A 16,740-nucleotide genomic window follows, 5' to 3' on the forward strand; every position below is an offset into this window, starting at 1 on the left:
GGTTCCCCCTTCTCTACGTGTGGGACGACCGCTGCCTTCCGGCCGGGAACCTGTGCTCGTTCCGGTCGATCTTCGCGGCGAGAGCGGACAGCGGGTCGACGCCGAGGACCTCGCAGAGCTGAAGAAGATAGGCGAGGACGTCGGCGACCTCGTCGGTGACCCGGTGCGCGCGGTCGGGGTCGTCCATGACGCGGGCGGACTCCTCGGGCGTCAGCCACTGGAAGATCTCCTGGAGTTCGGAGGCCTCCACACTGAGTGCGGCCACGAGGTTCTTCGGTGTGTGGTAGGGCTGCCAGCCGCGAGCGGCGGCGAACTCGGCCAGGCGGCGCTGGAGTCGGGCGAGGTCGAGGGACTCGCGCTTGGTGTCGTCGTACGGATCAGTCACGGTCCAGGTGTACCACTGTCGCGCCGGTCACTCCGTCGGCCCATGAGGCGTCGCTCACCGTTCCGGCCAGGCGGATGTGTCCGCGCTCGCACATCCGCGCCGCCAGGCCCAGCAGATGCGCCCGCTGTCCGGGGTCGAGGTCCCGGTCCAGGCCGTCGGCGAGGACGGTGAGGGTGCGGAGCGCGGCGGGTACCTCGCCGGGTACGTCGGTCTCCAGGACCCCGGGGCCGGTGAGCAGCACCAGCGCGAGGGCGATGTACCTCAGTTCGCCGTCGCCGAGCCGTCGCAGCTCGCTGCGGGTGCCGTCGCCCCGGTCGAGCAGGGCACGGACCAGCCGTCCGGCGTCGTACGGCTCGGCGCGCAGGTCGGTGACGGGACCGGCGCAGCCGGCGCGTACCGCCTCCACCAGGAGCGCGTGCCGGCGTCCGCACTCGGCGCGGGTGCGCCACAGGACGTCGGCGAGGTTGTCGCAGCCGCCGAGCAGCCGGCCCGGCCCGGCCGGTACGGGGCGGCGCATCCGGTCGGGGCGGGGGTCGCAGGGGAAGACCGAGCGCAGGGCGACCACCATCTGCTCGGCGGCGGCGAGCACCCTGCGCTGCCCGGGTGTCTTGCCGGCGACGCGCAGCGGCAGCAGTGCGGTGCCGAGCCGGTCATCGGGCAGCGGGGCGCGGGTCACCGGTGAGGTGCCGGCCGTGTACCAGGCGGCCTGTACGGTGCGGCGGCCCGGATCGCGCAGGGCGGTCTCCAGCAGCACCTGCCCGTCCGCCGTCAGCCGCTCCCCCACGATGCGCAGTCCGGGTTCGGCCTGCACGGCGATCTCCAGCCGCACCGGCCCCTCGGGTCCGTCGGCCGTGCAGCCGATACGGAAACCGCGGCGGTGCTGGGCGTCGGCGCGGGCCCGTTCCGGCACGCAGGCGCCGGGCTCCGGGAAGGCCTCGCCCAGCTCGGCCCCGCCGCCGAGCCGGGCGAGCGCCTCGTACGCCCGCAGCGCGCTGGTCTTGCCGCTCCCGCTGGGCCCGGCGATCAGCGTGAGCGCTCCGAAGGGCAGCGTGACGCCGCGGTGCCCGGCGAACGCCGACAGCAGCAGCTCGGTGACCCGCGGCAGAGCGGGGCGACGGCCCGCCCCGCCGGTCGGCGCCCCGGGCCGGGGTCCCGGGCCACCCACGCTCCGGCCGGCCCCGGACCCCGACCCGGGCACGGGCACGGGCGGGGCGGGAGCAGGGGTCGGCGTGGCGGCAGACGACGAGGCCGAGGTCGGAGCCGGGCCCGGGGCCAGGGCCGGGGAAGGCACCGATTCCGTCGGGATCGGCGGCTGGGGCGCGGACGGGACGGTCGGCAGTGGGGCTGCGGTGTGAGGTGAGGCTTCGTGGGGGGAGGGTGTGCTCGGGCGGGGCCGGTGCGGGGTCATGTGCGGGACGGTAGGGGATGCGGTGTGGGGCGAACCGTTCCGCTGGGTGGGCCTTCCTACGATCGGGCGGCGCGGGCGCCGTGGCCGCTCGCGCCCCCGGCGCCGTATGCGCCCCCCAGGCCGGGCCCTGCGTATCCCCGCCCCCCGGCCCCGGTGCACCCGCCGGACCGGTCAGACGCCGGGAACGCCCATCCCCTCCATCAGGCCCGTGACCTCCGTGCCGGACGGGGTCAGCAGGAAGACGTTGCGGTCCACCCGGTGCATCCCGCTGGCCAGGCCGAAGACGACGCCCGTGCTGAAGTCCAGGACGCGTTTGGCGACATCGGGTTCCGCGCTGGTCAGATCGAGCAGCACCGGTATCCCGGACATCAGGGTCTCGGCGACGTCGCGGGCGTCCGCGAACACGTTGACGCGCAGGACGACGAAGCGGCGCCGCGCCTCCGTCTCAGCCTCGGGCAGGGCGCGATGGCCCACCGCGGACGGCCACGCGTCGCGGCCCCTGAGCGGAACGACCTGGGCGAGCCCCTCCCACTGTTCGTCGGTGACATCGTGGCTGCTCACCGGCATGCTCCGTCCCCTGTCGCGCTGGCTGTCTGCATCGGCCAATTCTTACTCATGGTCACCTGTTCGGCCCAATAGCGACACGGTCCGCCATCGCACCGCGTGCATCATGCACGCTCGCCGGGCAGCACGCTCTTCCCCGACCCGCGCCCCGAGCACCCATCGGGTACCCGGTGCGCGGTGGTCGAGGCCGGGCTGTTCTCCCCGGCCCGACCCGGCGCCCGCGTCCGACTCCCGGGCGGGACTTCCGCGTCGCCCCGGGTCGATCGGGCGGGTTGCACGGGCGTACGGCTGGTGAGGTGGACGGTGTGGTGGGGCCGGTGCGTGCCTTCGAGACGCGGGAGGACTGGGAGACGTGGCTGAAGGAGCATCACGAGGACACGGCGGGGTCTGGCTGAGGATTCCTCGCAAGAGCTCCGGGGACCGCCGGGATCGGCTACCCCGCCGCACTGGGTTCGGCGGTCAACCGGAAGCAGGCTCTCGACCTGACCCAACAGGGGCGCATGCTGCCGCCGGGTCTGCGGGAGGTGGAGAGGGCGCGGGCGGACGGCCACGGGGAGGCGGCGTACGCGAGCCAGAGCAGGGCGACCGTCCCCGGCGATCCGCGGGCCGCGCTGGACGCGGCGCCCGGCGCCCGTGACTTCTTCGACACCCTCGGCATCCGTGATCCGCGCCTGAGCGCCGGATCCGCGGCGGCGGGCCGCCCGCTGGAACCCGCGGACGCGCACCGCGCGGGCGGGGCGGACTGCGGCCCGTCCGCCCCACGGTCCGGCGGCCCGGCGGTCCGCCAGGCCGACAGGCAGACCGGCCGATGAACCGGCAGTCCGGCAGCCGATCATCCGCCGCGCCCGTCCCCAGGAGCGCCCCACACCATGCGCGGCTCTGTGCAGCGCGGCGGCGGACACTCCGGTGGTCCGGAGTCCTGGTGCGCCGGGGCGGATCGCCCCGCCCCGGCGCCCGCGCCGGAGCGGGTCAGCCTGCCGCGACGGTCTCCGCCGCCGCCACACCGCAGACGCGTGCCGCGCCGTGGGTGGCGATGTGCAGGGCGCCGCGCGGGGCGGACTGCGGTACGCCCATCTCCACCACCACGGTGTCCGGGGCGGCGGTGATCAGCGTGTCCAGGGCGGTGCGCATCCACGGGTGGCGGTGCTCGTCGCGGACCACGGCGACGACGCGCCGGCCGGCAGCGGCCCTCAGGGCCACGTCACCGGCGTCGGGGCCGGTGAAGTGGCCGGTGACGGTGCCGGGCAGCAGCCGCTCCAGCTCCGCCCCGACGCCCCACGGGGTCTCGTCGCCCACGGCGATGTTGGGGGCGGGGTTGAAGGTGGCGACGTACACCGGACCGGTGACCGGCGTGGAGCCGGGGGCGCGGGTGACGGTCACCGCGCGGCGGGCCGCCGTGAGGCCGATCTCCGGTTCGGGGTCGGCCGTGGCCCCCGGGGACCGTCGTACGCCGGCGGTCCACTCGGCCAGGGCGCGCACCCGGGCGGCGGCGTCGGCGAGGCGTTCCTCCGGGAGTTCGCCGGAGCGTACGGCGTGCACCAGAGCGTCCTGGAGGCCCTGCACCGTGCCCTCGTCGCACAGTCCGCCGCCCACGCAGATGGCGTCGGCGCCGGCGGCGATGGCGAGGACGACCCCGTGCTCGAGGCCGTAGGTGCCGGAGATGGCGCGCATCTCCATGCCGTCGGTGACGATCAGCCCCTGGTAGCCGAGTTCGCCGCGCAGCAGATCGGTGAGGATGCGCCGGGAGAGCGTGGCCGGGCGGTCCGGGTCGAGGACCGGTACCCGGATGTGGGCGCTCATGACGGCCCGGGTGCCGGCCGCGATCGCCGCCCGGAACGGCTGCAGTTCACGCTCGTGCAGTGTCGTGGCGTCGAGGTCGATGTGCGGGACCGCGTGATGGGAGTCGACGCTGGTGTCGCCGTGGCCGGGGAAGTGCTTGGTGCAGGCCGCGACGCCGGTGGACTGCAGCCCTTCCACGTACGCGGCGGTGTGCCGTGCGACCAGGGCGGTGTCCCCGCCGAAGGAGCGCACGCCGATCACCGGGTTGTCCGCGTTGGCGTTGACGTCGGCGGACGGGGCCCAGTTGAAGTTGACCCCGCACTCGGCGAGCCGGCGGCCCAGTTCGCGGGCGACGCCCCGGGTCAGGCCGGTGTCGTCGACCGCGCCGAGTGCGTGGTTGCCGGGGAAGGAGGAACCGGTGCGGACCTCCAGGCGGGTGACGTCGCCGCTCTCCTCGTCGATGGCCACCAGCAGGTCGTCCCGCTCGGCCCGCAGCTGCGCGGTGAGGGCGGTGACCTGCTCGGCGGTGGTCACGTTGCGGCCGAAGAGGGCGACGGAGGCGAGGCCCTCGCCGAGCCTGCGGCGTATCCAGTCGGGCGCGGTGGTGCCGGCGAAACCGGGCTGCAGTACGGCCAGCGCGTCCCGGGTGAGGGTGTCGGTGCCGGTGGTGAATGTCGTCATCGGGTGGCGTTATCCCTTCACGGCGCCCGCGGTCAGGCCGCTGACGGCCTTGCGCTGCAGGTAGACGAAGAGGATCAGGATCGGAATGGCGAAGAGCGACGAGGCGGCCATGGTCGCGCCCCAGTCGTTGCCGAACTGGCTCTGGAAACTGGACAGCCACAGGGGCAGCGTCTGCGCCTCGGCGTCCTTGTTGAGCACCAGGACGAGGGCGAACTCGTTCCAGGCGGTGATGAACCCGAACAGCGAGGTGGCCATCAGGCCCGGGGCGAGGAGCGGCAGGATGATCCGGCGGAACGCCTGGCCCCGGGTGCAGCCGTCGACCATCGCCGACTCCTCCAGCTCCTTGGGTACGGCGGCGACGAAGCCGCGCAGCGTCAGGATGGTGAAGGGCAGGATCATCATCATGTAGAAGAGCGTCAGCGGTACGAGGCTGTTCAGCATGGACGCGTCCCGCACGATCATGTACATCGCGATGATCATGACTTCCCAGGGCGCCATCTGGGCCAGCATGAATCCGACGATGAAGCCGCGCCGCCCCTTGAAGCGCATCCGCGCCAGGGCGAAGGAACCGGCCAGCGCGATCAGCAGTGAGAAGACCACGGCCAGGATGGTGACCGTCAGCGAGTTGGTGACGTAGGTCCAGAAGTGGTCGACGTCGGTCGCGGTCTTGAAGTGTTCGAAGGTGAGGTCGGTCGGGAACCAGACCGGGTCCTCCGAGAGGATGTCGCCGGTCGGCTTGAGGGCCGTGTTGAACATCCAGTACACGGGGAAGACGAAGCCGATGAACAGGACGACGGCCGTGGCGTTGGGCCACAGGCGGCCGAAGAGCGAGCGCTTCACAGCTCGTCCTCCTCTTGCTTGAGCACGATCCGCAGGTAGTAGGCGGTCAGGCCGAGCAGGATCGCGATGGTCAGGACGGCGATCGCCGCGCCCATGCCGTAGTGCTGGTTGCCGACACCCTCGACGTAGGCGTAGACGGGCAGGATCTCGGTGAGCCGGTCGGGGCCGCCCTGGTTGATGAGGTAGACCTGCACGAACGCCTTGAAGACCCAGATGATCTCCAGGAACGTGGTGGCGTAGAGGAACGGCCGCAGGAACGGCAGGGTGACCGCGGTGAAGCCGCGCCAGGCGCCGGCGCCGTCGAGGGAGGCGGCCTCGTAGAGTTCCTTCGGGATCGTGGTGGTCGCGGCGTAGAGGTTGATCGCGACGAACGGGATGGACATCCACACGATCAGTACGGTGATGACGAAGAAGGTCGACATCTGGCTGCTGGTCCAGCTGTAGTCGGCCATGGAGTGCCAGCCGAGCTTGTCCAGGACCCAGTTGACGACGCCGAAGCGCTGCGCGAACAGCCACTGGTAGACGGTGGTGGCGGCCACGATCGGCATGGCCCAGGCGAGCACCAGGCCCAGCAGCAGGGTGAACCGCATCCACTTGCCGAGGCGGGCGAGCAGCAGCCCGACCAGTGTGCCCAGCACCATGATCAGGACGACGTTGGCCGCCGTGAAGAGGATCGAGCGGAGGGTGACCCGCCAGAAGTCCTCACTGGTGAGGGCCGCCTGGTAGTTGTCGAAACCGTTCCATTCGGTGGCGCGCTGGATCAGCTGCGTCATATTGAGGTTCTGGAACGACAGCAGCACGTCCTTGAGCAGCGGCCAGCCGAGCAGGAGCACGGAGGCCGCACAGGCGGGCAGCAGCAACAGGTACGGGGCGAGTGCGCCGAGGCGCGACGCCGCTCTCGGTGTCGGCCCGCCGGGTCCCCCGTCGTCCGCCTTGCGGACGTCCGCCGGGCCGGAGGGCGGCCGTTCGGTCTGCACGGTCATGCTCGCGATCTCTCTTCTCGACATACTCGACGCCGGGGCGGGGGCCGGCGAGTGGCCGGCCCCCCCCCCCCCCCCCCCCCGCTCCGTGCGCTCGCTTCGACTACTGCTGCTGCGACAGGCGCTTGTTGAACTCGCCCTCGACCTGCTTGGCGGCCTCGGCCGGGGACTTGCCGTTCAGGACGGCGGTCAGGTACGTCTTGATCGGGTTGGGGTCGTTCTCCACGGCGGCCCACTCCGGGATCAGCGGCGTGGTGCCACCGACGGCGGCGGCCGGCGCGGCGGCCTCGGCCGGGGCGTTGCCCTTCAGGTTGCTCTGCAGCGACTCCTTGTTGGGGATGACGCCGTTGAGCTTGGCCAGCTGGCCCTCGAACTTGTCGGAGAGGGCGATCCGCAGGAACTCCTTGGCGAGTTCCTGCTTCTTGCTGCCCGCGGCGACGGCGAGGTTGGAGCCGCCGAGGAAGACGCCCTCGGGCTTGTCGGCGGTGGCGCCGGGGATGGTGAAGTAGCCGATGTCCTTCTCGATCTTCGGGTTGGCCTCGATCGCGATGCCGGCTTCCCAGCCCATGCCGATGAACGCGCCGACCTTGCCGTCGGCGAAGACCTCACCCTGCTGCGGGGTGGCCTCGTCCTTGTCCTTGGGCGCCTCGGACAGCGCCTGGAACTTCTTGTAGGTCTCCGCGGCGGCGGCGACCTTCGGGTCGTCGAGGTTGGAGACGTAGGTGTCGCCGTCCTTCCTGACCAGTTCGCCGCCCTCGCCGATCACCAGGCCGACGAAGTGGTACCAGTTCTGGCCGGGCAGGTAGATCGGCTCGGCGTCGGTCTTGTCACCGATCGTCTTGAGCGCGGTGTAGAACTCGTCGCGGGTCTTGGGCGTGTCCTTGAGACCGGCGTCCGCCCAGACCTTCTTGTTGTAGAGGACGACGCGGTTGGCGAAGTACCAGGGCGCCGCGTACTGCTTGCCCTCGAAGACGGACGACTCGTTGAGCGACTCGGTCCACTCCGCGCCGATCTCGGTCTTCAGGTCGGCGAGGTCGGCGAGGCCGCCGGTCTTCGCGTAGGCCGGGGTCTGGGTGTTACCGATCTCGAAGACGTCCGGCGGGTTCTCCTCGGACAGCGACGTGGTCAGCTTCTGCTGGATGCCGTTCCACTGCTGGACCTCGAACTTGACCTTCGCCTTGGTCTTCTTCTCGAACTCGGCGGTGAGGTCCTTCTGCCACTGGTCCGGCGACGAGCCGTCCATCACCCACACGGTGAGCGTCTCGCCGGCGTAACCGTCCGCGCCTGCCTTCTTGTCGCCGTCACCACTGTCGCCGCCACACGCAGCGACGGAGAACAACATGCCCGCGACCCCGATCGCGGCTATCAGCTTGCGCTTCACGCGCCACCCCTCCTCAGGAATGCCTTCCACACCCACGCCCTCGGCGGTGACCCCACAACGGCGCAACGGCTCGGCGGGCTGGGACCCGGCTTCCTCTAAATGGTTTAGACCAGCAAGGGGGAGCTTGGCCTAGACCTATGGCCCTGTCAAGGGTCGCGAACTCCTGCCCGGATAACAGCTCGGACACTCCCGGACGACGGCAGAACTCACCTCAAACAGGGACGGCTTGAGGGTTGGACTAGACCAAAGCGAGAACTCACCGTTATAACGGGATCGCCGAGCGTGCGGCGCCGAACCCGGCCGTCCGCCGACGTGCACCGCGGTCGGCACCTGCCGTCCGCGCGCCGGACACCGCAGCCGGAAGGCAGGTCATGACCACGGACGTCAGCAGCGCCCAGGCCGGAACGGGGGCGCCGGGCCGTATCGGTCGCGTTCCGAAGTATTACCGCATCAAGCAGCGGTTGCTGCAGATGACGGACGAGCGCGCACCCGGCGCCCCGATGCCGGCCGAGCGCCTGCTCGCCGTCGAGTTCCGCACCTCGCGCACCACGATCCGCAAGGCCCTGCAGGAGCTGGTGAGCGAGGGCCGGCTCGACCGGATCCAGGGCAAGGGCACTTTCGTGGCCCGGCCGAAGGTCTACCGGACGCTCCAGCTGACCTCGTACACCGAGGACATGCGGGCCCAGGGGCTCAACCCCGCCTCACAGGTCCTGGAGATCGGCTACATCGGCGCCGACGAGGAGCTGGCGGCCCTGCTGGAGGTGGAGCCGGAGGACAGGGTGCTGCGCATCGAGCGGCTGCGGCTCGCCGGGGGCGAGCCGATGGCGATCGAGGCGACCCATCTGTCCGCGCGGCGCTTCCCCGACCTGCGCCGCAACCTCTCCCGCTACACCTCGCTCTACACCACCCTCGCCGAGGTGTACGGGGTGCGGCCGGCGGAGGCCGACGAGACGATCGAGACCTCACCGGCGACCCCGCGGGAGGCGGGACTGCTCGGTACGGACGTGGGGCTGCCCATGCTGCTGCTGTCCCGCCACTCACGGGACGAGTCGGGCACGCCGGTGGAGTGGGTCCGGTCGGTGTACCGCGGCTCGCGCTACAAGTTCACGACGACACTGACCCGTCCAGGACCCGGCCCGTCCGGCTCCTGACCGGGGGCGGTTCATGCTCAACGCCGGTTATTTGAACGGTAGGTAAGAAGTACCTTCCTTGACAGAGCCCATTGGTCCAGTCCAACATCCAGTGGTCTGAACCGCGCGTGGCGCATTCCCTGCGGATCCGCCGCGTGCACAGCCCGCACGGAGATCCCGTATGGCCCAGCACAGCCACCCGCGTCCGCCGCGGTGGGCGCACCGCGTGACACCGGAGGGACACCGGTACCCGGCCGGGTACACGAAACCGGCACGGGACACGTCTCCCTCTCACAGCCCGCTCGGCCCGCTCGACGACATCGATGTCACCGGGCGGGTCGCCCGCCACACCGTCCACCACGGCGGGACGAACCGTGCGCTCGGCCGCACCGGGGTGTCGTAGACCGGTCACGACACCACCTCCTTCGCGCCCCTCCGCTCTCCGCCCTGCCCCTTCCGTTCTTCTCTTCTCCCTTCAGCCCCCTTCTCGCACTTCCCCCACTTCTCGCCGTTCCCGCCGTTCCCGTCGTTCCCGTCGTTCCCGCTGTCCGCATGCCGCATGCCGCATGCCGCATGCCGCATGCCGCATGCCGCATGCCGCAAGTGATCCAGAGTTCCGGAGTACCGCATGACGACGAACCACCGCCGTTTACACCGCGCCGCCTCCGAGCGCCCCTACTTCAGCGCCGATGGTGAGGCCTACCTCGCCGAGACGCAGCTGAGGCATCTGAAGAAGGACCTGCCCCTGCGGGTGCTCACCGAGGAGCAGTTCGCGTCCTGGCAGAACCACGGCTACGTGGTGGTCCCGGAGGCGGTCTCCCCCGACGCTGCCAAGCTGCTGCTGGAGTTCGCCTGGGAGTTCCAGGACCTCGACCCGCAGCGCCCCGACACCTGGTACCGGGAGCGCACCTTCCGCTCGGACCTCGACCGGGACCTGTTCGTCTACGGCTTCGTCGAGGCCTACCACCACCAGCTGATCTGGGACAGCCGGCAGACCCGGCGGGTCTACGACGCCTTCGTGGACGTCTGGGACTGCGAGGAGCTGTGGGTCACCCTGGACCGCCTGAACCTCAACCCGCCCAATGTGCGCAACCGTTCGCGCTCACTGATCGATCCCACCGACGAGGGCTTCGACATCGAGCTGCACTGGGACGTGGACAGCACGGCGAGCGTTCTCCCGCAGCGGGTGCAGGGCATCATCGCGCTCACCGACACGGAGGACGACCAGGGCGGGTTCCAGTGTTCGCCGGAGCTCTTCCGCCGGTTCGACGAGTGGCGGGTCGGGCAGCCGGCCGACCGGGACCCGATCCGGCCCGGCACCGACCGGACGGAGTTCCCGGTGGTCCGCCCCCGGCTCAGCGCCGGTGACCTGCTGATCTTCAACGGCATGCTGGCGCACGGCGTGGCCGGCAACTCCTCGGCCGACGGGGTGCGCGCGGTGCAGTACCTGTCGATGATGCCCGCCCTGGAGGAACACGGCGAACTGCGCCGCTCCCGGGTGGAGTCCTGGCGCACGCTGAGCACACCCGACTGGAACGCGACCCTGCTCGGCGACGCCGTGAAGCACGAGTCCCTGCGCTACGGGCCGGCCGAACTCGACGAGCTGGGCCGCATGCTGCTGGGTCTCGACACATGGCACGAGCACACGCGATGAGGCGGGGAACCGACATGGACCGGATATGCCTGGCGCTCCCGACCAACCGGGAGTGCTCCGCGACCATCACCGCCATGGCCGCCGAAGCCGCCTACGCCGTACGGCACTTCGACGTCGAGGTGCGTCTGCTGATCCTCGACTCCTCCGACGCGGCGACCCGGGCGGCACACGCCCGGACGGTCACCGCGCTCCCCGGTTCGCCGCGCGTGGCCGTGCACCACCTCGACGAACCGGCCCAACGCCACTTCCTCCGCTCCGCGATCGGACGGGCCGCGCTCCCCGCGCCGGAGCGGCTGCTCGACCTCATGCTCCCGGACGCGGTCTCCTACGGCGCCTGCACCAACCGCGCGTTCCTGATCGCGGCGGCACTGGGCTGCAGCTCGCTGCACCGGCGGGACTCCGACTGCCGCTACCAGCTGTTCGAGGGCGAACCCGTCTTCCCCGTCCACCACGAGCTGGCGTCCCTGGGCCGACGCGCCTCGGACGCCTTCGCCGGGGTGTCGGAGGTGACGCTCGACCCCGGGATCGCCGACCGGCCCGTCTCGATGGTCGGTGCCTCCTTCATCGGTGAACTCTCCGTCGACATCGGCGGCATCCAGGAACTCGACAAGGAGGCCTACGAGCAGGTGGTCGGCCTGTGGGCCCCGGCCCACTGGACGGACGACCAGCGACGGGGCCTGGCCGAGGAGTCCTTCAAGGGCGCCGGAGTGCTGCCCTTCACGGGCGACCACTCGACGCTGACGCTGGTCGATCCGATGCGTGTCGACATGTCCAACATCGCGTTCACCCGGGACGTGTACGAGCGGCTGCCGCTGCCGCCCGCCACCGCGACCATCGGCAGCGACTACTTCCTCATCCACGCCGTGTACGACGCCGCCCTGCCCGGTGTGCTGCACAACCGGCACATCGAGAACTACTACACCGGGGAGCGCCGTACCCACGCCGGATTCCTGGCGTACCAGACCCGGTTCGTGAAGTTCCTGCTGTCGATGCTCTATCTCCATCACGTCTACGACCGGATGGCCGAGGCGGGCGGGGAACTGCTGGACGACGGCGGGCGGCTGGACCCGGCGCCGTTCGCCGCCTTCCTCGCCGAGAGCGTGACCCTGGACCGCGCGGAGAACGAGCGGCGGCTGGACACGGTCGAGGCGGTGTACGAGCGGCTGGGCGGACAGTACGCCGAGTTCGCGCGGGGGATCGCGGACCAGCGGCAGCGACTGCTGGACGAGGCCGCGCGCGACACCGAGGACTTCGTGCTGCTGATCGAGTCCTGGGAGGCCCTGGTGCGGGCGAGCGGGGACCTCGAGGTGCGGAGCGTTCCCCGGTGAACGGTGCGCTGCGCGGCGCTCTCGCGACCGCCGCCGAGGACGCGCTCGTCTACGACCTGGACGGGATCGCCGGCCGGTACGACGCGCTGGCCCGGGAACTGCCCGGCGCCGACATACGGTTCGCCATGAAGGCCTGTCCGGTGCGGGAGGTCCTGGCGTGTCTGGCGGACCGGGGCGCCGGCTTCGACGCGGCGAGCCCCCGGGAGATCGTCCACGCACTGGCGACCGGAGTGCCCGCGCACCGTGTCCACTACGGCAACACGGTCAAGTCGGACCGGAACATCGCGCAGGCGTACGGGCTCGGCGTGCGGGACTTCGCCACGGACAGCGCCGAGGACGTGGCGGCGCTCGCCGGACACGCGCCGGGCTCCCGGGTGTTCTGCCGGCTGGCGACCACGGGTGAGGGCGCGCTGTGGGGGCTGAGCCGGAAGTTCGGGTGCGCGGCGGACGACGCCGTGCGGGTGCTGGAGGCCGCCCGGGACGCGGGGCTCGTCCCCGCCGGGCTGTCGGTGCACGTCGGTTCCCAGCAGATGACCGCCGAGGCGTGGCAACAGGCGTTCGCGACCCTCGCCGAGGTGCTCACCGCCCTGCACCGCCGGGGGATCGTGCCGGACCACGTCAACCTGGGCGGGGGTCTGCCGGCACTCGGCTACGTCGACCGCCGGGGCGAACGGCTGGACCCCCCGCTGGACAAGATCTTCGCCGTCCTGCGCGAGGGCATGGAACGGCTGGCGGAACTGTCCCCCCGCCCGCTGGACTTCCGGGTGGAACCGGGCCGCCATCTGGTCGCCGACCACGGCGCGATCAGGGCCCATGTCTCCCGGCTGACCTCCCGCCTTCAGCCGGACGGGGAGCACGAGCACTGGCTGTATCTGAGCTGCGGCAAGTTCAACGGTCTGTACGAGATGGACGCGGTCCAGTACCCGCTGGTCTTCCCGACCCACCCGGACGTGACCGACGCGGCCCTGGTGCCGGCCGTCGTCGCGGGTCCCACCTGCGACAGCGACGACGCCTACGCCCACGAACACCGTCGGGTACGGGTACCGAGGGACGTCGCGTCGGGCGACCCGGTCTGGGTGCTGTCGGCCGGAGCGTACGCCGCCAGCTACACGACCGAGGGCTTCAACGGCTTCGGCCCGCTGCCCCGCGTCTGCGTCGGCGGGGACGCACCGGAGGGGCCGGACGCGCGCATCCGTACCGTCGGCGCCGACGACTGGCCGCGGATAGCCGCCCTGGAGGCCGGGGTGTACGCGTCGGCCGCCCTGTCCGAGGGCGTCGAGGCGCTGCGCTCGCGGGGCCGGGCGTCCCCGGCGACCTGCTTCGTCCTGGAGACGGGTGAGCGCGTCGCGGGCTATGTACTCGCTCTGCCCTATCCGCGCTACCGCTATCCCGATCTGGCCCGGCCGGAGGAGCGGACGTTCGACTCGCGCAATCTGCATCTGCACGACCTCGTGATCGCGGACGACCTCCGCGGCCGGGGGCTGGGCAGCCGGCTGGTGCGGCATCTCGCGGAGACCGCCGGGCGCTTGTCGTACGAGCGGATCTCGCTGATCGCCGTCGGCGGGACGGAGCGTTTCTGGGCCGGACACGGTTACCGGCCCGACCCGGGGGCCGAGCTCCACGGGAGTTACGGCGACGGCGCCGTCTACATGTCCTGCCCGGTCCCGTACCACCGCTCCGGCGGCTCTGAAGAGGGGTCCTGACCACTGATGCTGCCCACCCTCGGCGATTTCCGCCGTGACCAGCTGGCCACCGCCGCGCTGTTCTGCTTCCTCGGCTTCCAGTACGCCACCTGGGCCTCCCGGCTGCCCGCTCTCAAGTCCCGTTTCGGGATGGACGAGACCCAGCTGGGACTGCTCCTGATGATCTGCGGGGTCGGGGCGGCGGTGTCCTTCCCGCTGGTCGCGCCGCTGATGCGGCGGCTGGGCTCACGCGGACTGGCGGTGTGGTCCGCCCTGGTGCTGGTGTCGGTGCTGCCGGCGCTGGCCGCGGCCGGCAGCTACCCGCTGGCCCTGGCGGTGGTCTTCGTCGACGGGGTGGCGGTCGGCTGCCTCAACGTCGCCATGAACGCGCGCGGCGCCGCCCTGGAGGAGCACTACGGCCGGGGCGCGATGGCCCAGCTGCACGCGACGTTCAGCGGCGGGGCGTTCGGCGGCGCGCTGCTCGCCTCGGGGACGAACGCCGTCACGCACTCCGTGACCGCGCACTTCGCGGTGGCGGCGGCGCTGCTGCTCCTGCTGCTGGCCGCCTCCAGGCCCCGGGTCCTCGCCGAGAGCAGGGACCGCGCGCCCGGGAAGCAGCCGGCGAAGGACGGGAAGAAGCGCCTGGGAAGCCTGGCCGGCGCCTCGCGCGCGGCACTCTGGCTGGGCTGCGCCATGGTCTTCGGGACGGTCACCGAGGGCGCCATGAACGACTGGTCCGCGCTCTACCTGACGGAGGAGACGGGCGCGTCGGGGCGGCTGGCGCCGCTGGGCATCGCCTTCTTCTCGGTGATGATGGTGCTGGCCCGCCTGCTGGGCGACGGCTGGCGGAGCCGGTGGGGCGACGCGCTGCTGGTACGGGCGGGCAGCGTGCTGGCGGGCACCGGCCTCGCCCTCGCCCTGCTGACCGGCGGCACCTGGCCGGCGCTCATCGGCTTCGCCTGTGTCGGCCTGGGCATGGCGACCGTGACCCCCTGCCTCTACGTGGCCGCCGCGGCCGAGGGGCCGGGCGCCCTCGCCCTGGTCGCCGCGATGGGCACCACCGGCCTCCTCGCGGGCCCGGCGCTGATCGGCTTCGTCGCCGGTGCCACGGACCTGACGGTCGGCATGGCGGTGGTCGCGGCCTCGGCGGTGCTGGTGGCGGTGTGCTCACGATGGGTCACCTGGAAGGACCGGACGGCCGGAGCCGAGTCCGAGGCCGTACCGCACTGACCACCCGCCGGGGCCGACCGGTCGGCCGGGCGTGCTGCGGACAACCGGTTCACCCGCCCCGGACGACGGCCGCCGATCGGGGCTCGACGGCACAGCTCCCCGCGGATTGCGCGGAACCGTTTCCGACCGCAGGTCCCGGGCGTTCAGATCCGCCGGGACCGCAGGACCGGGGCGAGGGTGATGACGAGGAGTCCGGCGAGCGGCACCACGAGCAGGCCCGCGCGCAGACTGGTGGCGTCGGCGACGAGGCCGACGACGGGCGGGGAGCAGAGGAAGCCCAGGCGCATCAGCCAGGAGACGATGGTGAGGCCCGACCCCGGCCTGAGGCCCGGCAGTTCGTCGGCTTCCTGCATCGCCGCCGGTACGAGGGTCGCCACACCGAACCCGGCGGCGGCGAAGCCGAGGACCGTGCCCGGGACCGTGGGCACGGCCAGCGCCAGGCCCATGCCGGCCGCCACGATGAACCCGCCCGTCCTGGCCACCTGCCGCTGCCCGAACCGGTCCACGAGCCGGTCGCCGATCAGGCGGCCGATGAACTGCGCGCCGACCAGGGCGATGAAGCCGCAGGCGGCCAGCGTCACCGACGCGTCCAGGGAGTCGGACAGATACAGCGTGGCCCAGGAGTTGCCGGCGTCCTCGACGAGCGTGCCGGCGGTGGCGATGAGCACGAGAGCGGCGAGCACGTACACCGTGCGCCTGGACCCCGTCCCCTGCTTGCCCGGCTGCCGCGGGTGCGGGTCCGTGCCGTTCCCCTCCTCCGCGGCCGGTTCCGTGTCGGGTCCGGGCAGGCAGTAGCGCAGCGCGACACAGGCGGCGGCGCCGAACAGCACACCCGAGATGAGCAGGTGCTGCCCCCGTGACAGGCCGAGCGCGATGGCTCCGGCGGCCATGGCGCCGCCCGTGACGGCGCCGATGGACCAGATGGCGTGGAAGGAGTTGATGATGCTGCGTCCGTACCGGCGCTGCACCCGCAGACCGTGGGCGTTCTGCCCGACGTCCGTGATCGCGTCCATGGCCCCGGCCAGGAAGAGCGCCGCAGCGAACAGCGCCACCGAGCCGGCCAGTCCGGCCGCCAGCACTCCCACGCCCGTCAGCAGGGTGCCGAGCACGGCGACGCGTGCCGACCCCAGCCGGCGGACCAGCACCCCCGCCGCCAGGCCGGCGACGATGGCGCCCGTCGGGAACGCGGCGACGGCCAGTCCGTACGCGGCGTTCCCGATCCCCAGATCGTCCTTGATCTGCGGGTAGCGCGGCAGCAGGTTGGCGAACAGGGCGCCGTTGGTCAGGAACAGCACCGCCACGGCCGCGCGGGCCCGCCGGTCGGCCCGGGTGGGCTCACGCAGTACGTCGACAGTCATGCGGGGAGCCTACAGGCGAGAGCGTACGTTCGTACATTCTGAATGTGCGAACGTACATCCCTGCTCGCCGGGCCTTCTGCGGCACGGTGCCGGACGGCCCTGCGGACGGAGTGGGCGGGAGCGGGGGACGGCGGCGGGCCGGGAGGAGGGCATCCGGGATCTCGACGTCCGACGGTGACGCCGGCGCCCTGGCCACGGGCGGCGGACGGCGGACGGCGGGCAGCGGGCAGCGGACGGCGGGCAGCGGGCGGCGGGCAGCGGCGGGGCGGGTGCCCGCTCCCGGTCCGCCGCCGCACGCGCGTGCGTTCCGGGATACGGACCGGGGGGGGGGGGGGGGGGG

At 72.1% G+C, this 16,740-nt stretch carries 15 protein-coding genes and 1 pseudogene; 8 read left to right on the top strand and 8 right to left on the bottom strand.

The window, feature by feature from the left end; translation table 11 throughout:
- Positions 1-13 precede the first annotated feature (13 nt).
- The 3 genes from HTV45_RS23555 to HTV45_RS23565 all read right to left on the bottom strand — a co-directional run bounded on the left by HTV45_RS23555 (position 14) and on the right by HTV45_RS23565 (position 2,360).
- Complete coding sequence (locus HTV45_RS23555; RefSeq protein WP_215207846.1) at positions 14-385, bottom strand: nucleotide pyrophosphohydrolase; 372 nt, start codon at positions 383-385, stop codon at positions 14-16.
- Positions 378-1,490, bottom strand: a complete 1,113-nt coding sequence (locus HTV45_RS23560) for an ATP-binding protein (RefSeq protein WP_251692643.1) — start codon at positions 1,488-1,490, stop codon at positions 378-380. Before HTV45_RS23560 ends, HTV45_RS23555 begins: the two co-directional genes overlap by 8 nt.
- Positions 1,491-1,964: 474 nt before the next feature.
- The gene (locus HTV45_RS23565; RefSeq protein ID WP_215207848.1) at positions 1,965-2,360 is read right to left on the bottom strand and encodes a cell division protein SepF; all 396 of its coding nucleotides are present in this window, start codon (positions 2,358-2,360) and stop codon (positions 1,965-1,967) included.
- A 497-nt stretch (positions 2,361-2,857) separates the two neighbouring features.
- Between HTV45_RS23565 and HTV45_RS23570 the strand changes: the two genes are divergently transcribed.
- Positions 2,858-3,169, top strand: coding sequence for a hypothetical protein (locus tag HTV45_RS23570; protein ID WP_215207849.1), 312 nt, complete (start codon positions 2,858-2,860; stop codon positions 3,167-3,169).
- A 157-nt stretch (positions 3,170-3,326) separates the two neighbouring features.
- Here HTV45_RS23570 and HTV45_RS23575 read toward each other — a convergent pair whose 3' ends face one another.
- The 4 genes from HTV45_RS23575 to HTV45_RS23590 form a co-directional block, all read right to left on the bottom strand.
- A complete protein-coding gene (locus HTV45_RS23575) occupies positions 3,327-4,817 on the bottom strand; it encodes a glycoside hydrolase family 3 protein (RefSeq protein ID WP_215207850.1) in 1,491 nt (496 codons plus the stop codon).
- 9 nt (positions 4,818-4,826) lie between these two features.
- Positions 4,827-5,657: a carbohydrate ABC transporter permease gene (locus HTV45_RS23580; protein ID WP_215207851.1), complete on the bottom strand. Its 831-nt coding sequence runs from the start codon at positions 5,655-5,657 to the stop codon at positions 4,827-4,829.
- Positions 5,654-6,640: a carbohydrate ABC transporter permease gene (locus HTV45_RS23585; RefSeq protein ID WP_215207852.1), complete on the bottom strand. Its 987-nt coding sequence runs from the start codon at positions 6,638-6,640 to the stop codon at positions 5,654-5,656. The genes HTV45_RS23580 and HTV45_RS23585 overlap by 4 nt, the downstream gene beginning before the upstream one ends.
- A gap of 100 nt (positions 6,641-6,740) precedes the next feature.
- The gene (locus tag HTV45_RS23590) at positions 6,741-8,018 is read right to left on the bottom strand and encodes an extracellular solute-binding protein (RefSeq protein WP_215207853.1); all 1,278 of its coding nucleotides are present in this window, start codon (positions 8,016-8,018) and stop codon (positions 6,741-6,743) included.
- 371 nt (positions 8,019-8,389) lie between these two features.
- Here HTV45_RS23590 and HTV45_RS23595 point away from each other — a divergent pair, with 371 nt between their 5' ends.
- The 7 genes and pseudogenes from HTV45_RS23595 to HTV45_RS23620 all read left to right on the top strand — a co-directional run bounded on the left by HTV45_RS23595 (position 8,390) and on the right by HTV45_RS23620 (position 15,042).
- Positions 8,390-9,169: a GntR family transcriptional regulator gene (locus HTV45_RS23595; RefSeq protein ID WP_215207854.1), complete on the top strand. Its 780-nt coding sequence runs from the start codon at positions 8,390-8,392 to the stop codon at positions 9,167-9,169.
- Between the two features lie 160 nt (positions 9,170-9,329).
- A complete protein-coding gene (locus tag HTV45_RS23600; protein ID WP_215207855.1) occupies positions 9,330-9,551 on the top strand; it encodes a hypothetical protein in 222 nt (73 codons plus the stop codon).
- A 225-nt stretch (positions 9,552-9,776) separates the two neighbouring features.
- The gene (locus tag HTV45_RS23605) at positions 9,777-10,802 is read left to right on the top strand and encodes a phytanoyl-CoA dioxygenase family protein (protein ID WP_215207856.1); all 1,026 of its coding nucleotides are present in this window, start codon (positions 9,777-9,779) and stop codon (positions 10,800-10,802) included.
- Between the two features lie 14 nt (positions 10,803-10,816).
- The gene (locus HTV45_RS23610; RefSeq protein ID WP_215207857.1) at positions 10,817-12,130 is read left to right on the top strand and encodes a DUF6271 family protein; all 1,314 of its coding nucleotides are present in this window, start codon (positions 10,817-10,819) and stop codon (positions 12,128-12,130) included.
- Positions 12,127-13,275 (top strand): annotated as a pseudogene (locus HTV45_RS23615) (type III PLP-dependent enzyme); the annotation flags it as partial. The gene HTV45_RS23610 and the pseudogene HTV45_RS23615, both read left to right, overlap by 4 nt.
- 99 nt (positions 13,276-13,374) lie before the next feature.
- Positions 13,375-13,833, top strand: coding sequence for a GNAT family N-acetyltransferase (locus HTV45_RS34470; RefSeq protein ID WP_308309743.1), 459 nt, complete (start codon positions 13,375-13,377; stop codon positions 13,831-13,833).
- 6 nt (positions 13,834-13,839) lie between these two features.
- Positions 13,840-15,042 (top strand): MFS transporter, encoded by a 1,203-nt coding sequence (locus HTV45_RS23620; protein ID WP_215207859.1) that lies wholly within the window; start codon positions 13,840-13,842, stop codon positions 15,040-15,042.
- 143 nt (positions 15,043-15,185) lie between these two features.
- Here HTV45_RS23620 and HTV45_RS23625 read toward each other — a convergent pair whose 3' ends face one another.
- Positions 15,186-16,400: an MFS transporter gene (locus HTV45_RS23625; protein WP_215207860.1), complete on the bottom strand. Its 1,215-nt coding sequence runs from the start codon at positions 16,398-16,400 to the stop codon at positions 15,186-15,188.
- Positions 16,401-16,740: the final 340 nt, after the last annotated feature.

The sequence above is a fragment of the Streptomyces sp. CHD11 genome (assembly GCF_018638295.1).
Lineage (GTDB): Bacteria > Actinomycetota > Actinomycetes > Streptomycetales > Streptomycetaceae > Streptomyces.

Excerpts from the sequence above, each read along its gene's own strand:
- HTV45_RS23565 (WP_215207848.1), bottom strand. The coding sequence starts at position 2,360 with ATGCCGGTGAGCAGCCACGATGTCACCGACGAACAGTGGGAGGGGCTC.
- HTV45_RS23570 (WP_215207849.1), top strand. The coding sequence starts at position 2,858 with ATGCTGCCGCCGGGTCTGCGGGAGGTGGAGAGGGCGCGGGCGGACGGC.
- HTV45_RS23575 (WP_215207850.1), bottom strand. The coding sequence starts at position 4,817 with ATGACGACATTCACCACCGGCACCGACACCCTCACCCGGGACGCGCTG.
- HTV45_RS23585 (WP_215207852.1), bottom strand. The coding sequence starts at position 6,640 with ATGACCGTGCAGACCGAACGGCCGCCCTCCGGCCCGGCGGACGTCCGC.
- HTV45_RS23595 (WP_215207854.1), top strand. The coding sequence starts at position 8,390 with ATGACCACGGACGTCAGCAGCGCCCAGGCCGGAACGGGGGCGCCGGGC.
- HTV45_RS23600 (WP_215207855.1), top strand. The coding sequence starts at position 9,330 with ATGGCCCAGCACAGCCACCCGCGTCCGCCGCGGTGGGCGCACCGCGTG.
- HTV45_RS23605 (WP_215207856.1), top strand. The coding sequence starts at position 9,777 with ATGACGACGAACCACCGCCGTTTACACCGCGCCGCCTCCGAGCGCCCC.
- HTV45_RS23610 (WP_215207857.1), top strand. The coding sequence starts at position 10,817 with ATGGACCGGATATGCCTGGCGCTCCCGACCAACCGGGAGTGCTCCGCG.
- HTV45_RS23620 (WP_215207859.1), top strand. The coding sequence starts at position 13,840 with ATGCTGCCCACCCTCGGCGATTTCCGCCGTGACCAGCTGGCCACCGCC.
- HTV45_RS23625 (WP_215207860.1), bottom strand. The coding sequence starts at position 16,400 with ATGACTGTCGACGTACTGCGTGAGCCCACCCGGGCCGACCGGCGGGCC.